The sequence below is a fragment of the Lysobacter sp. Root604 genome, from assembly GCF_001427505.1.
Lineage (GTDB): Bacteria > Pseudomonadota > Gammaproteobacteria > Xanthomonadales > Xanthomonadaceae > Lysobacter.
Genome location: NZ_LMGS01000009.1, coordinates 1,088,727 through 1,101,401, shown reverse-complemented (window position 1 = coordinate 1,101,401; position 12,675 = coordinate 1,088,727). Strand labels below are relative to the sequence as shown.

At 69.5% G+C, this 12,675-nt stretch carries 13 protein-coding genes; 5 read left to right on the top strand and 8 right to left on the bottom strand.

The window, feature by feature from the left end; translation table 11 throughout:
- The first annotated feature begins 239 nt into the window (after positions 1-239).
- The gene (locus ASD69_RS13105) at positions 240-1,526 is read left to right on the top strand and encodes an APC family permease (RefSeq protein ID WP_056179912.1); all 1,287 of its coding nucleotides are present in this window, start codon (positions 240-242) and stop codon (positions 1,524-1,526) included.
- A gap of 240 nt (positions 1,527-1,766) precedes the next feature.
- Positions 1,767-3,173: a S8 family peptidase gene (locus ASD69_RS13100; protein WP_056178569.1), complete on the top strand. Its 1,407-nt coding sequence runs from the start codon at positions 1,767-1,769 to the stop codon at positions 3,171-3,173.
- A gap of 61 nt (positions 3,174-3,234) precedes the next feature.
- Here the strand turns inward: ASD69_RS13100 and ASD69_RS13095 are convergent, their stop codons facing one another.
- The 3 genes from ASD69_RS13095 to ASD69_RS13085 all read right to left on the bottom strand — a co-directional run bounded on the left by ASD69_RS13095 (position 3,235) and on the right by ASD69_RS13085 (position 6,350).
- Positions 3,235-3,723, bottom strand: a complete 489-nt coding sequence (locus ASD69_RS13095) for a hypothetical protein (RefSeq protein WP_157499188.1) — start codon at positions 3,721-3,723, stop codon at positions 3,235-3,237.
- Between the two features lie 179 nt (positions 3,724-3,902).
- The gene (locus ASD69_RS13090; protein WP_235567210.1) at positions 3,903-5,078 is read right to left on the bottom strand and encodes an MFS transporter; all 1,176 of its coding nucleotides are present in this window, start codon (positions 5,076-5,078) and stop codon (positions 3,903-3,905) included.
- A gap of 378 nt (positions 5,079-5,456) precedes the next feature.
- Positions 5,457-6,350: a LysR family transcriptional regulator gene (locus ASD69_RS13085; protein WP_056178564.1), complete on the bottom strand. Its 894-nt coding sequence runs from the start codon at positions 6,348-6,350 to the stop codon at positions 5,457-5,459.
- Between the two features lie 84 nt (positions 6,351-6,434).
- On the opposite strand from ASD69_RS13085, the gene ASD69_RS13080 reads away from it, so the two are divergent.
- Positions 6,435-7,211: an NAD(P)H-dependent oxidoreductase gene (locus ASD69_RS13080; RefSeq protein ID WP_056178561.1), complete on the top strand. Its 777-nt coding sequence runs from the start codon at positions 6,435-6,437 to the stop codon at positions 7,209-7,211.
- A 306-nt stretch (positions 7,212-7,517) separates the two neighbouring features.
- Here the strand turns inward: ASD69_RS13080 and ASD69_RS13075 are convergent, their stop codons facing one another.
- The 3 genes from ASD69_RS13075 to gnd all read right to left on the bottom strand — a co-directional run bounded on the left by ASD69_RS13075 (position 7,518) and on the right by gnd (position 10,036).
- The gene (locus ASD69_RS13075; RefSeq protein ID WP_056178559.1) at positions 7,518-8,288 is read right to left on the bottom strand and encodes an N-acetylmuramoyl-L-alanine amidase; all 771 of its coding nucleotides are present in this window, start codon (positions 8,286-8,288) and stop codon (positions 7,518-7,520) included.
- 250 nt (positions 8,289-8,538) lie between these two features.
- Positions 8,539-9,054 carry a hypothetical protein gene (locus tag ASD69_RS13070; RefSeq protein WP_056178556.1) on the bottom strand — a complete coding sequence of 172 codons (516 nt, stop codon included), beginning with the start codon at positions 9,052-9,054 and terminating at the stop codon, positions 8,539-8,541.
- A 76-nt stretch (positions 9,055-9,130) separates the two neighbouring features.
- The gene (gene gnd / locus ASD69_RS13065) at positions 9,131-10,036 is read right to left on the bottom strand and encodes a phosphogluconate dehydrogenase (NAD(+)-dependent, decarboxylating) (RefSeq protein ID WP_056178553.1); all 906 of its coding nucleotides are present in this window, start codon (positions 10,034-10,036) and stop codon (positions 9,131-9,133) included.
- Between the two features lie 155 nt (positions 10,037-10,191).
- Here gnd and ASD69_RS13060 point away from each other — a divergent pair, with 155 nt between their 5' ends.
- Positions 10,192-10,560, top strand: coding sequence for a GFA family protein (locus tag ASD69_RS13060; RefSeq protein ID WP_056178548.1), 369 nt, complete (start codon positions 10,192-10,194; stop codon positions 10,558-10,560).
- Between the two features lie 16 nt (positions 10,561-10,576).
- On the opposite strand, the gene ASD69_RS13055 is transcribed toward ASD69_RS13060, so the two are convergent.
- A complete protein-coding gene (locus ASD69_RS13055) occupies positions 10,577-10,966 on the bottom strand; it encodes a putative quinol monooxygenase (protein WP_235567209.1) in 390 nt (129 codons plus the stop codon).
- A gap of 148 nt (positions 10,967-11,114) precedes the next feature.
- On the opposite strand from ASD69_RS13055, the gene ASD69_RS13050 reads away from it, so the two are divergent.
- On the top strand, positions 11,115-11,345 hold the full coding sequence (locus ASD69_RS13050; RefSeq protein ID WP_056178545.1) for a hypothetical protein: 231 nt from the start codon (positions 11,115-11,117) through the stop codon (positions 11,343-11,345).
- Here ASD69_RS13050 and ASD69_RS13045 read toward each other — a convergent pair.
- On the bottom strand, positions 11,342-12,610 hold the full coding sequence (locus ASD69_RS13045; protein WP_056178543.1) for an alpha/beta fold hydrolase: 1,269 nt from the start codon (positions 12,608-12,610) through the stop codon (positions 11,342-11,344). The two genes, ASD69_RS13050 and ASD69_RS13045, sit on opposite strands and share 4 nt — an antisense overlap.
- Between the last annotated feature and the right edge of the window lie 65 nt (positions 12,611-12,675).

Sequence of the window (12,675 nt, the reverse complement as noted above, 5' to 3'; positions counted from 1 at the left end):
TCTCCTTGAGGATCGGCGGCCAGCGGCGGCCGAGGCGTGCGGATAGTAGCGCCGTAGCCGTGATTCCCGGCCTAACGGGCGCCCAACCGGTGGCGGCGGTCGCGATACGGCGTGCCCGCGCTGGATTCGCGGGCGCCCACTCGGGCACTCTGGCCCTCACGCTCCCGCCCGGTGATGCCTTGGAACCGTCCTCGTCCGATCGCACCGGCGCGCGCTCCGCCGACACCGCCCCCGCGACCCTGCGCGCGGTCAGCCGCTGGCAGCTGCTGGGCCTGTCGATCAACGACGTGGTCGGCAGCGGCATCTACCTGCTACCCGCGACTGCGGCCGCCTTGCTGGGCCCGTCCAGTTTGTGGGCGGTGCTGCTGGCCGGCTTCGCGGTCGCCCTGCTGGTGCTGTGCTACGCCCAGGCCGCGAGCTATTTCGACCAGCCCGGCGGCGGCTATCTGTATGCGCGCGAGGCCTTCGGTTCGTTCATCGGCTTCGAGGTCGGCTGGATGCTGCTGCTCACGCGCATCGCCACCGCCGCCGCGCTCAGCAACGGCCTGGCCGAGGCGGTCGCGCACTTCTGGCCGGGCGCGGCCAGCGGCGTGGGACGCATCGCGGTGGTGGTGGGCTCGCTGGCGTTGCTGGTCGCGATCAACCTGGTCGGCGTGCGCGCGGCCGCGCGCGCCGGCGTGCTGCTGGCGGTCGCCAAGCTGCTGCCGTTGTTCCTGTTCGTGCTGCTCGGCGCCAGCCACTTCGATGCCACGGTGGCCGACAGCGCCGGCGCCCTGCCCGGCGACGCGATTCCGCTGCGCAACCTGGGCGAGGCGGCCTTGCTGCTGCTGTTCGCCTACGCCGGTTTCGAAAACCTGCCGGCCGCCGCGGGCGAATACCGCAATCCGCGTCGCGATGTGCCCTTCGCGCTGCTGACCATGATCGCCTCGGTCACCGCGATCTACTTCGCGGTGCAATGGGTGGCGCTGGGCACCTTGCCCGGCCTGGCCGAATCGAAGGCGCCACTGGCCGAGGCCGCCGCGCGTTTCGGCGGCTGGTGGTTGGCGCTGATCCTGACCGTGGGCGCCAGCGTCTCGATCCTGGGCACCAACAACAACACGGTGATGATGGCGCCGCGCTATCTGCTGGCGCTGGCCGCCGACGGCTACGGGCCGCGCGCGCTGGCGGCGATCCATCCGCGCTTCCGCACGCCCGCGGTGGCGATCCTCAGCATCGGCGCGATCTCGCTGGCGCTGGCGCTGTCGGGTTCGTTCGTGCAGTTGGCCTTGTTGTCGGTGGTCTCGCGCCTGTGCACCTACCTGGGCACCGCGGTGTCGGTGCTGGTGTTGCGGCGCCGCCACGGCGACCGCCCCGAAGCGCTGCAACTGCCGGGCGGGCCGCTGATCCCGATCCTGGCGACCCTGCTGTCGTTGGGCCTGCTGGCCAGCGCCAGCCTGAAGAATCTGGTCGCCGCGGCGATCGCACTGGCGGTCGGCGCCGTCGTTTATCTGCTGCGCCGCAAGCCCGACATCGCGCCCACCGCTTAAGCCGGACGCGGCCGCTGCCTGGGGAGCCCAGGCGGCGGGCGCGGCACAACGCAAGCATCCGAAATCCGTCTTATCGGGCAGACGCACCTCAAACGTGCGCGATCCGTAGGGATTTCTCCCGATTGACCCTCCTTCTCGGCGCCCGGCACTGTCGGGGCAGGGTGCGACCGCGCCCTCGCCTGCCGCCGTCCGGCCACGCCAATGCCGGGCAGCATCCGATTCCGCTCAAGGGAGAGCCCCATGCGATCGCAGCATCCGAAACTCCGCCACGCCGCACTCGCCGTCGCCTTGTCCGCCGCCTGCCTGTCCGCGCCGGCCTGGTCGGCCGAACGCGTGAATCTCGGCGCGCTGGGGCTCAACGGCCCCGTCGACGGCTTCATCGTGCGCTATCGCCCGGGCAGCGCCAGCCGCAGCGATGCCGGCGTATTGCAGCGCAGCCTCAACAACGCCGCGACCGTGTTCGGGCGCGCCAAGCCGCTGAGTCTGCAGCGCGAACGCACCCTCGGCATCGGCGCCGAACTGGTGCGCGCCAGCACCCTGCTCGACAGCGTCGAGGCCGCGACGGTGATGCGCCAGATCGCGACCAATCCGGACGTGGAATACATCGAACCCAACATCCGCCTGTACGCGGTGGCGACCCCGAACGATCCGCAGTTCTCCACCCAGTACGGTTTCGGCACCGGCGCCGGCGGCAGCAATGCCACCACCGCCTGGGACAGCGGCCATCTCGGCCAGGGCAAGATCGTGGCGGTGGTCGACACCGGCATCACCTCGCACCCGGACCTCAACGCCAACGTGATCGCGGGCGGCTACGACTTCATCAGCAGCGCCAGCACCGCCGGCGACGGCAACGGCCGCGACGCCGATCCCTCCGATCCGGGCGACTACACCACCTTCCTGCAGTGCGGTATCGCCAATCCGCTGCCGACCAACTCCAGCTGGCACGGCACCCACGTCGCCGGTACCGTCGCGGCGGTGACCAACAACGCCACCGGCGTCGCCGGCATGGCCTATCAAGCCAAGATCCTGCCGGTGCGCGTGCTCGGCCGTTGCGGCGGCACCATCGCCGACATCATCGACGGCATCGTCTGGTCCTCGGGCGGCACGGTCGCGGGCGCGCCCGCGGTGGGCGCCAACAAGGCCGACGTGATCAACATGAGCCTGGGCGGTAGCGGCGCCTGCAGCGCGGCGATGCAGGCGGCCATCGACGGCGCGGTCTCGCGCGGCACCACCGTGGTCGTGGCCGCCGGCAACAGCAACGCCGACGTCTCCGGCGCCACCCCGGCCAGCTGCAACAACACGGTCGTGGTCGGCGCCACCGACTCGGCCGGCGCCAAGGCCAGCTTCTCCAGCTACGGCACCGGCGTGGACGTGTCCGGCCCGGGCGTGGACATTCTGTCGACCCTCAACCTGGGCACCAAGGGCCCGACCACCGCCGGCTATGCCTCCTACAGCGGCACCTCGATGGCGACGCCGCACGTGGCCGGCCTGGTCGCGATGATGCTGTCCAAGCCCGGCACCGATCCCACCCCGGCCCAGGTCGAGGCCTTGCTGAAGGCCAACACCAAACCCTTCGGCGCCACCCCGGCGCAAGCGATCGGCACCGGCATCATCGACGCCAAGAAGACCCTGGACGCGACGCCGTAACGGCAGCGCCGCATGAACGAAGAACCCCGGCGCGAGCCGGGGTTCTTCGTTGTGGGCGTCCTCAGGGCGCGCCGCCGCAGGTGGCGTTGGCGCAGACGTTGCGCTGTTCCAGCGCGCGATCGATCGATCGCTTGTCGGCGCGGTCGCGATCGGCCCGGCGTTGGGCGACGGTCCTGCATACGCGCTCGACGCGGTTGCTGCCCATCGACTTCACGCGTTCGCAGACCACGCGCTCCTCGGCCGACTGCTTGGGCGCGGCTTCGATCCAGGCCAGGTCGTCGCTGACCTGGGCACGCTGGCTCTCGTCCAACTGTTCGTAGCTGCGTCCTTCCAGCAACTGGAACAGCGCGTCCTGGCGCTTTACGACTTCGCGCCGCAGATCGGCCGGAAGGCGGCCGTAGGCGCCGCTGCCGGCGTCGATGTCGCTGCGGATCTGGCGTTGCTGCACCAGCACCGTGGCGGCGTCGAACGACTTCGCCTCCTGGGCGACGGCGACAGGTGCGGCGCACAAGGCCGCGATCAGAATCAAACTCAAACGAAATGCGCGCATGGTTCCCTTGCCTGCAAAGAGGCCGGACGACCGGTCGCGCCCGTCTCGTGTCTGTGCGGGCGCGCGCGTCCCCGGTCGCCCGCGCCGGCACGCGTGTGCATACCGGCACGCTCGATGCTAAGTGAGCGTGCCCGCGAGCAGAGGCCGCGCTGCGATTCCGCCAAATTCGGACAAGTCGCTCAGGCCGGGCAGTCCGCGACCGCCGCGCTGGCGCGCGCCTGCGCCGACATCAGCCACAGCGACAGGGCGATCGCGACCGCGACGATCGCCGCCGCCGCGTAGCCCAGGGCGCCCACGCCGATTGCCTCGATCACGCGGCCGCCGACCAACGCGCCCACGCCGATGCCCAGGTTGGCGCCGGAGATGTTCAGCGAGGCCGCGAACGCGGATGCGCCCGGCGCGGCCTTCATCACCCGCACGTGGCTGACGATGAACAAGGCGGCCTGGGTCACGCCCCAGACCGTCAGCGCCAGGGTCAGTCCCCAGGCCGAACCGATCGCCGGCACCACCGCCAGCAGGCCCAGCGCCATCGGCGCGCTGAACAGCAAGGACGCGCCGATCGGATTGCGATCGACCAGGCGCCCGCCGATGCTGTTGCCAATCAAGCCGACCGCGCCGAAGGCCATCAGGGTCCAGCCGATCCAGCTGCCGTCGAAACCGGCCAGGCGTTCCAGCAGATCGGCCAGATAGGTGTAGGCGGTGAACATGCCCGTGAACAGCAGGGTCGACAGCAATACGTGGCCGATCAGCAGCGGATCGCGCAGCACCCGGAACTGCTCGGCCAGCGGCGCGTGCGCGCGTTCCAGCCGGGTCGACGGCAGGAAGAAATACAACAGCGCCGCCTTGCCGAACGCGACCGCCGCCAACGCGCCGAAGGCCACGCGCCAACCGTAGGCGTCGGACACCAGGGTGCCGATGGGAACGCCGAGCACGGTGGCGCAGATCACGCCGAAGGAGATGATCGAGATCGCGCGTCCGGCGCGTTCCTGTCCGACTAGGTCCACCGCAGTCTCGCTGGCCAGCGCCCAGAACACCGGCACGCCCAGCGCCGGGATCAGGCGCGCGAGCGCCATCACGCCGATGTTCGGCGCCAGCGCCGCGGCCAGATTGGACAGACCGAACAGCAGTAGCACGATCACGAACAGGCGCTTGCGCTCGAAGCGCGAGAAGTAGGCGGTCAGGAACGGGCCGCTGGCGGCCACCGCGAACGCGAACAAGGTCACCAGCAGACCGGCCTGGGGAATGCTGACGCCCAGATCGCGCGCCAGCGGCGGCAACAGGCCGACCAGGATGAACTCGGTGGTCAGCACGGTGAAACCCGCGGCCGACAGCAGCATGATGGGCAAGAGCAGCACGTGGGGCTCCGTAGCTTGCGAATAAGGCGCGACCGCCAGCGCCGGCGACGAAGACGGCGGAACCGGGCGGTGGCGAGGGCGGTAGCGGATTGCGCCGCGGTCCGCGCCGCGGGCCTTGCAATCTAGACGGCGCGATCGCGACGATAAACGCGAACGGCGCCGCGTCTGCGTTCCAGCAACGGATCAATCCGCGCAAGCCCGCGCCGCGTCTGGCTTTAGCGAAAATTCGGCGTTGTGGGAATCACTGTCCCAATTCGCGCCGCGTCATTCGACACAGCGCGCGGGCCACGGCTGCGGCAGCGACCGTACGAACGCGAGCTTGCGGTACAGGGCGATGATGCGGTTCGCCTTCGGCTCACCGCATCCTACGGTGTTGCCTCAGACCGAGGCGGCGATCTGGTCGCGCAGCCAGCGATGGGCGGGATCGCGATGCGAGCGCTCGTGCCAGAGCATGGACAATTCGAAGCCCGGCAGTTCCAAGGGCGGCTCGACCACGCGCAGCGCGGGCGCGTCGCGCACTAGCCGCTCGGGCAGCAGCGCGACCAGGTCAGTGCTGGCCACGACCGATGTCACGAACAGGAAGTGCGGCACCGACAGCACGACCCGGCGCGACAGGCCCAACGGCGCCAGCGCTTCGTCGGTGACGCCGTGGAAACCGCCGCCGTCGGGCGACACGATGACGTGCTCGAGCGCGCAGAACTGCGCCAGGGTCGGGCGTCGCTTCAAACGCGGATGATCGGCGCGCCCCACCAGCACGTAGCGCTCGCTGAACAAAGCGCGTCGACGCAAGCCCTCGGGCGCGCCCTGGGTGGTGTGCAGGGCCAGATCGATCTCGCCCTGTTCGGCCTGCCTGGCCACGCGCGCAGGCTGCATCTGCAGCACCGCCAGACGACAGGCCGGCGCCAGTGCGCGCAGGCCGGCCAGCGCCGGCAGCAGCACCGCCGATTCGCCGTAGTCGGCCGAGGCCACGCGCCAGGTCTGCCGCGCCCGCGCCGGATCGAAAGGCCCTTGCGGCGACACCGCGCGTTCGACCGCCTCCAGCGCCTGCCGCAAAGGTTCGCGCAAGGCTTCGGCGCGCGCGGTCGGGCGCATGCCGCGCGGTCCCGGCAACAGCAACGGGTCGCCGAACAGGTCGCGCAGCTTGGCCAGATGCACGCTGACCGAGGGCTGCGAGAAATTCAGACGTTGCGCCGCGCGGGTCACATTGTGCTCGGCCAGCAGGGCGTCCAGGGTGACCAGCAGGTTGAGGTCCAGCCGCCGGAGATTATCCATTGCTATACCTGGAATATTGAGAATTCATTTCCAATATACCTGGACGGGTTCTAGCCTGCGCGCACCCTCTCCCCGAGCCTTCGCATGAACGTCCTGCTCGTCTACGCCCATCCCGAGCCTCAATCCTTGAACGGCGCGCTCAGGGACTACACCGTCGAACGCCTGCGCGCGGCCGGTCACGAGGTCCAGGTCTCGGACCTGTACGCGATGGACTGGAAAGCCGTGTTGGACGGCGACGATCACCTGGACCGCCCCGCCGACGCGCCCTTCCATCCGGTGCTGGACTCCAAGCGCGCCTACGACAGTGGCCGCCAGAGCCCCGACATCACCGCCGAGCAGGACAAGCTGCGTTGGGCCGACGCGGTGATCCTGCAGTTCCCGCTGTGGTGGTTCACGATGCCGGCGATCCTCAAAGGCTGGGTCGATCGCGTCTATGCCTACGGCTTCGGTTACGGCGTGGGCGAGCACTCCGATGCGCGTTGGGGCGACCGCTACGGCGAAGGCACCCTGGCGGGCAAGCGCGCGATGCTGGTCGTCACCACCGGCGGCTGGGAGTCCCACTACGGCCCGCGCGGCGTCAACGGCCCGATCGACGACCTGCTGTTTCCGATCCAGCACGGCGTGCTGCACTACCCGGGCTTCGAGGTGCTGCCGCCCTACGTGGTCTACCGCACCAGCCGCATGGACGAGGAGCGCTACGCGGCTGTGCGCGACGGCTTAGGCGAACGCCTGGACGCGCTGTGGACGACCGCGCCGATTCGGTTCCGTCGCCAGAACGGCGGCGAGTACGAAATCCCTGCGTTGACCTTGAAGCCGGAAGTCGCACCCGATCGGGTCGGATTCGGCGCGCATATCGAGTAGACGAATCTCTAGGCGGTCCGCGCCCGCAGTCGCTGTCTCCCCCTTTGAAAAAGGGGGATCAAGGGGGATTTGCTGTTGCCCTACCCACCGGCATCGCCATCAAACGCCGCTGCAGATCGAGTAGACCAATCTTTAGGCGGTGCGCGCCCGCAGTCGCTGTCTCCCCCTTTGAAAAAGGGGGATCAAGGGGGATTTGCTTTTGCCCCACCCGCCGGCATCGCCATCAACTGCCGCTGCAGATCGAGTAGACGAATCTTTAGGCGGTCCGCGCCCGCAGTCGCTGTCTCCCCCTTTGAAAAAGGGGGACTAAGGGGGATTTGCTGTTGCCCCACCCACCGGCATCGCCATCAACTGCCGCTGCAGATCGAACAGGATCTCGTCGTCGCCTTCCAGCCAGCCCTCGCTATCCTGGCCGCGATAGTGGCGATGGAAGGCGCGCTGCGCCGCGGCGGGATCGCGCAGGTCGTAGCCGATGGTGCGCAGCGCGGCCCAGCGGTCGAAACCCGCGGGCGCGGCGGTACGCTCGGCGCGCGGCCACAGGCCGAAGCCGGCCTCGGCCAGGCGCGACCAGGGGAACAGCGCGCTGGGATCGTGCTTGCGCGTGGGCGCGATATCGCCGTGGCCGACGATCAGTTGCGGCGGGATCGACAGGCGCTGGGTGATGTCGCGCAGCAAACGCAACAAGGTCTGGATCTGGGCCTCGGCGAAGGGCGCGCTGCCGTCGTTGTCCAGTTCGATGCCGATCGAGGCCGAGTTGAGGTCCTCGATGCCGCCCCAGTTGGCGGCGCCGGCATGCCAGGCGCGGTCCTGTTCCGAGACCAGTTGGTACAGGCGTCCGTCGGCGCCGATCAGGTAGTGCGCGCTGACCCGGCGCTCGGGATCGCCCGCGCTGAGCACGCGCAGGGCGCCCTCGGCGCTGTCCATTTCGGTGTGGTGCAGCACGATCAGCTGGGCCCGGCGCGGGCCGTGGTTGGGCGAGCCGTGCCACTGTGCGAGCGGGTTGCGCGCGGGCGCGCTCGCGCAGGCGCCGAGCACGGCGATCAACAACGCCGCGATGCACAGACGCAGCGCGTTCACAGGCCGAACGCGTACGGCGTTTTCAGAGTCGAGCTCTTCGGAAACGAGCTTGCTGGAACCGGATTTATTGAAAGCGGCTACCGACTGCACCATCGCGCTCCGTTCGCATCGCAGCCGGATCGTCGCACGACGCCCGCTCGCAAGCGAACCAGCGTATCGCGATCACGACCATGGCGGCCTTCGGCGCCAGCCTGCTGCGGCCTACGGCCAGGACGCGGCGGGCCGCGGTGCCGGAGGCCGCCACCCTCGCCTATTCGATGGCCGACGCGGCCGCGTCGGCCGCGGGGCGGCGGATCTGGCGGCGCAAGCCGATGCCGTACACCAGGTAATAGCCGACCAGGGTCGCCGCGATCGCCATCGTCAACGGGCTGGCCTGCGACGTCGGCATCCCGCTGGAAAACGCGCCGCCGGCCCAACGCCAGGCCAGGCGCCCGATCAGCAGCAGCGACAGCGCGCCGCCGATCCAGGGGTTGGGCGTGTAGTACGCGTCCTTCATGCACGGCTCGACATGGGTATGGCGCAAGGCGAACACGCCGATCGCGGCGCCGATCAAGCTGCCCGCGAGCACGCCCGGCCATACGTGCGGCAACATGACCGCACCGAAGATCAGGGCCAGCATCGCCACGCCCAGGATCGTCAGGCGCACCAGCGCGCGCCGCGGCCGGTAGGCCTGGCGGCCGAACTGGCTGCGGATGCGGCGGTAGTAGATCCAGCCGATGCCCGCGGTGGCGAGGATCGGCGTCATGGCGGGCAGGCTCAGTTGCATGGTCGCGCTCCAGGGTTCAGGCGCACTTTGCGCCGGCCGCGCGGCGCAGGCTAGGTGCCGGAGGTAACTTTCCGCATTAGCCGGCCTTGACCTTGTGGCCGCCGAACTCGTTGCGCATCGCCGCCAGCAGCTTGTCGGCGAAGGAATCGCTTTCGCGCGAACGCAGGCGCTCCAGCAGCGAGGCGGTGATCACCGGCGCCGCCACGTCCAGGTCGATCGCCTCGGCCACGGTCCAGCGGCCCTCGCCGGAGTCCTCCACGTAGGGTGCGATGCCGTCCAGGGCCGGATTCCTGCCCAGCGCGTCCGCGCCCAGGTCCAGCAGCCAGGAGCGCACCACGCTGCCGTGGCGCCAGATCTGGGCGATCTGGTGCAGGTCCAGGTCGAAGCCGGGTTTGCGCTGCATGATCGCGAAACCCTCGGCATAGGCCTGCATCAGGCCGTACTCGATGCCGTTGTGGACCATCTTGGTGAAATGCCCGGCGCCGCTGGGCCCGACCCGGCCCCAACCGCGGTCCGGTGCCGGCGCCAGCGTCTCGAACAGCGGGCGCAGGTGTTCCACCGCGTCCTCGTCGCCGCCGATCATCAGGCTGTAACCCTCGGCCAGGCCCCAGATGCCGCCGCTGGTGCCGGAGTCCACGAAGTGCAGGCCGCGTTCGGCCAGCTCCGCCGCGCGCCGCATCGTGTCCTTGTAGTTGGAATTGCCGCCGTCGATCACGCTGTCGCCAGGGGCCAGCAGCGGCAGCAACTGGGCCAGGGTTTCGTCGACGATGCGGCCGGCCGGCACCATCAGCCACAGCACGCGCGGCGCCGGCAGGCCCGTCACCAGCTCCGCCAGCGAGGCCGCGCTGCCGATGCCGCGCGCCGCGGCCTGTTCGCGCGCCGTCGCGCCGGGGTCGTAGCCCGTAACGCGGTGCCCGCCACGCACCAGGCGCTCGGCCATGTTCGCGCCCATTCGGCCCAAGCCGACCATGCCCAGTTCCATCGCCCGCTCCCGCTGTAAGGTTGTGGCAGTGTATGGGGCCGGCCGGGCAGGCCCGCAACACGCTCCTCACGCAGCACTGCGTTGCACGGACGCTGCTGACAGGAACTGACACGCGCCCGGGCGATCATGGACCACAACCCAGCGAGGACCCGCTCATGCCCCTGCAAGGCAGTTGCCACTGCGGCAAGACCCGTTTCGAAGTGACCGAAGCCCCGACCGAAGTGACCCGTTGCACCTGTTCGATCTGCAGCAAGCGCGGCGGCCTTTGGGCTTACTACACCCCCGCCCAGTTCCGCCTGCTGACGCCGCTGGAAGACGTGGCCACCTACCGCTGGAACACCGGCATGGTCGCCCACCACTTCTGCGCCACCTGCGGCTGCACCACCTACGGCGAAAGCCCCAGCTGGGTCGATTTCAAGCCGGATTTCGACAACCCCAAGATCAGCATCAACGCGCGCCTGCTCGACGAGTTCGACCTGGACGCGGTGCCCGTGACGGTGATCGACGGCAAGAACCTGTGGTGAACGCGGCGGCGCGGCCCTAGAGGCCGTGCCCGCCCACCGGGTGGGTGGTGGTGCCGGCATCGAAGCCGGCGATCATCGGCATCGCGCGCGCGATCGCCGCGCGCACGGCCGGCAGCTTGAGCGAGGCGGCGTGGCTGTCCTGGCCGTCCCAGACCTCGGTGATCCAGATCGCGTCGGCATCGTCGGCGTCGTGGGCGACGATATAGCTCAGGCAGCCGGGCATGTCGTGCACGCCCTCGAGCAGGATCGCGACCAGTTCGTCGCGTTTGCCCGCATGGGCGGTCATCTTTCCGATCAATCCGTACATCGTCTGCGCTCCTGCGGGGCTCGCGCGCACCGGCGCGAAGGCGGCGCCGGCGATCGCGGCGCCGGCCATGAGCACGAACTCGCGTCGCTTGCGGTCCATGGCGCGCATCTTAGCGCTGGCCTGCTCGACATGGCTGGCGCCCCGTAGCGACTCGACGTTTCGACATGACGCCTCCTACACAGCGCCCGATTATGATCCAGGCGCGCGGGTTCGTTCGAGCGCGCGTCCTCCACCCGCCGAGGTGCCCATGCCCTGGACCCGCGACCGACTCGACGCCGAACTGGCCGCGCTGGAAGTGCAATTGCCCGCGATCGAGGATCAGGCCGACCGCCACGACGTGCTCGCGCGTTTCGCGCTGTCGGCCAATCCCGTCCTCGAAGCCGCCGCCGCGGACGACTACGCGCATGCGCTGGACCGCATCCAGGCCATGCTGGCCGCGCGCGGGCTGGTACTGGAGGACGACGGCGTCGCCGGCTAGGCCGCGCTGGCGTCGAACAGTTCGGGGCCGTAGGCGGTCAGGCGTTCCAGCACGCTGGCGCGGTCCGGGCATTCGAAGATGCGCACGCGGCGCTCGACGAAGGCCTGCGAGGCCTCCTGCATAAGGAACGGCAGGTCCTGGTCGTCGCCGACGATGTAGATCGACGGCTTGCCCAGGATCAGGGCCCAACCGGCCTCGTAGAGCACGCTGGACACGATCCTCTTCGGATAGAACAGGATGAAATGACGGCTCTCGCGCAGCGCCGCCATGTCCTTGCGCAGCGCGAGTTCCTCCGGATCGAAATCCTCCATCGTCGGCATCGTGGCGCCGGCGTAGAACACCGAGGTATAACCGCAACGCTGCTTGAGCACCTCGATCATCGCCAGCACGGTGGCGCGGTTGTCGGCGTACTCGGCGTCGCCGCTGTGGCCGGCCATGGCCGCGGCCACGAACACGTCGTACTTGAAGCGGTCCAGGGCGATGCCGATGCGTTCCCTGACCCAGGCGTAGGCGTCGCTGTCGCGGTCGTCGGGCTTGACGATGGAGGTATGCGAGCCGCGCACCACCTTGATCCGCGACGAGGTCAGGCCGATGCCCGCGCTCAGCGAGTCCACCCAGCGGTCGTAGACGGCCTCCACCGCCCAGGTCGGGATCGTGGTCCTGCGCAAAGTGCTGACGCGTTCGTCCAGGGCGATGTGGTTTTCGAAACTCAGGTTGATCTTGCGCACCAGCTCGCCGTGCGGCCGCAGCGCGCGCGCATCGAGGGAGAACGCGCCCAGCCAGGCCGGCACCCGCAGCGCTCCCAACTGCGGCGTCGCCATCAGCAGCAGGCCGGCGATGCGGTTGAGCGCGTCGTGTTCGCCGGTTTCCAGCAGACGGTGGATCGTGGCCTTGCACAGCAGTCCGCCCATGCTGTGGCCGATCAGGACGATGCGCTTGTAGGCCTTGAGCTGGTCGCGGATCAGATCGGCCAGCACGCGCGCTTCGTCCTCCAGCGCGATCGATCGCGTCCAGGCCCAGCGCCCGGCCGCGGTGCGGTACTGGTACATGCCGACGTCGACCTCGGGCAGGTCGTCGTACAGGAAGGCTGGAAAGCGGCCCCAGGTCGCGCCCGGCCCGTAGCGGCTGCCGCCCAGACCGTGCACGAACACCAGCAGACTGTCGTTGGCGCTGACCGGGCTGCGCTGATGCACGACCAGCGCTTCCTCGCCCAAGCGCGTGTAATCGGCCGGATCGGCGTAGGCGGCCTGCGACTCGCGTTTCATCGTCGTCCTCTCCATGAACGCCACGATGTCCTGACATCCAACGGCGCCGAGGCCGCCGACGGGCC

Excerpts from the sequence above, each read along its gene's own strand:
- ASD69_RS13100 (WP_056178569.1), top strand. The coding sequence starts at position 1,767 with ATGCGATCGCAGCATCCGAAACTCCGCCACGCCGCACTCGCCGTCGCC.
- ASD69_RS13095 (WP_157499188.1), bottom strand. The coding sequence starts at position 3,723 with ATGCGCGCATTTCGTTTGAGTTTGATTCTGATCGCGGCCTTGTGCGCC.
- ASD69_RS13085 (WP_056178564.1), bottom strand. The coding sequence starts at position 6,350 with ATGGATAATCTCCGGCGGCTGGACCTCAACCTGCTGGTCACCCTGGAC.
- ASD69_RS13080 (WP_056178561.1), top strand. The coding sequence starts at position 6,435 with ATGAACGTCCTGCTCGTCTACGCCCATCCCGAGCCTCAATCCTTGAAC.
- ASD69_RS13070 (WP_056178556.1), bottom strand. The coding sequence starts at position 9,054 with ATGCAACTGAGCCTGCCCGCCATGACGCCGATCCTCGCCACCGCGGGC.
- gnd (WP_056178553.1), bottom strand. The coding sequence starts at position 10,036 with ATGGAACTGGGCATGGTCGGCTTGGGCCGAATGGGCGCGAACATGGCC.
- ASD69_RS13060 (WP_056178548.1), top strand. The coding sequence starts at position 10,192 with ATGCCCCTGCAAGGCAGTTGCCACTGCGGCAAGACCCGTTTCGAAGTG.
- ASD69_RS13055 (WP_235567209.1), bottom strand. The coding sequence starts at position 10,966 with ATGGACCGCAAGCGACGCGAGTTCGTGCTCATGGCCGGCGCCGCGATC.
- ASD69_RS13050 (WP_056178545.1), top strand. The coding sequence starts at position 11,115 with ATGCCCTGGACCCGCGACCGACTCGACGCCGAACTGGCCGCGCTGGAA.
- ASD69_RS13045 (WP_056178543.1), bottom strand. The coding sequence starts at position 12,610 with ATGAAACGCGAGTCGCAGGCCGCCTACGCCGATCCGGCCGATTACACG.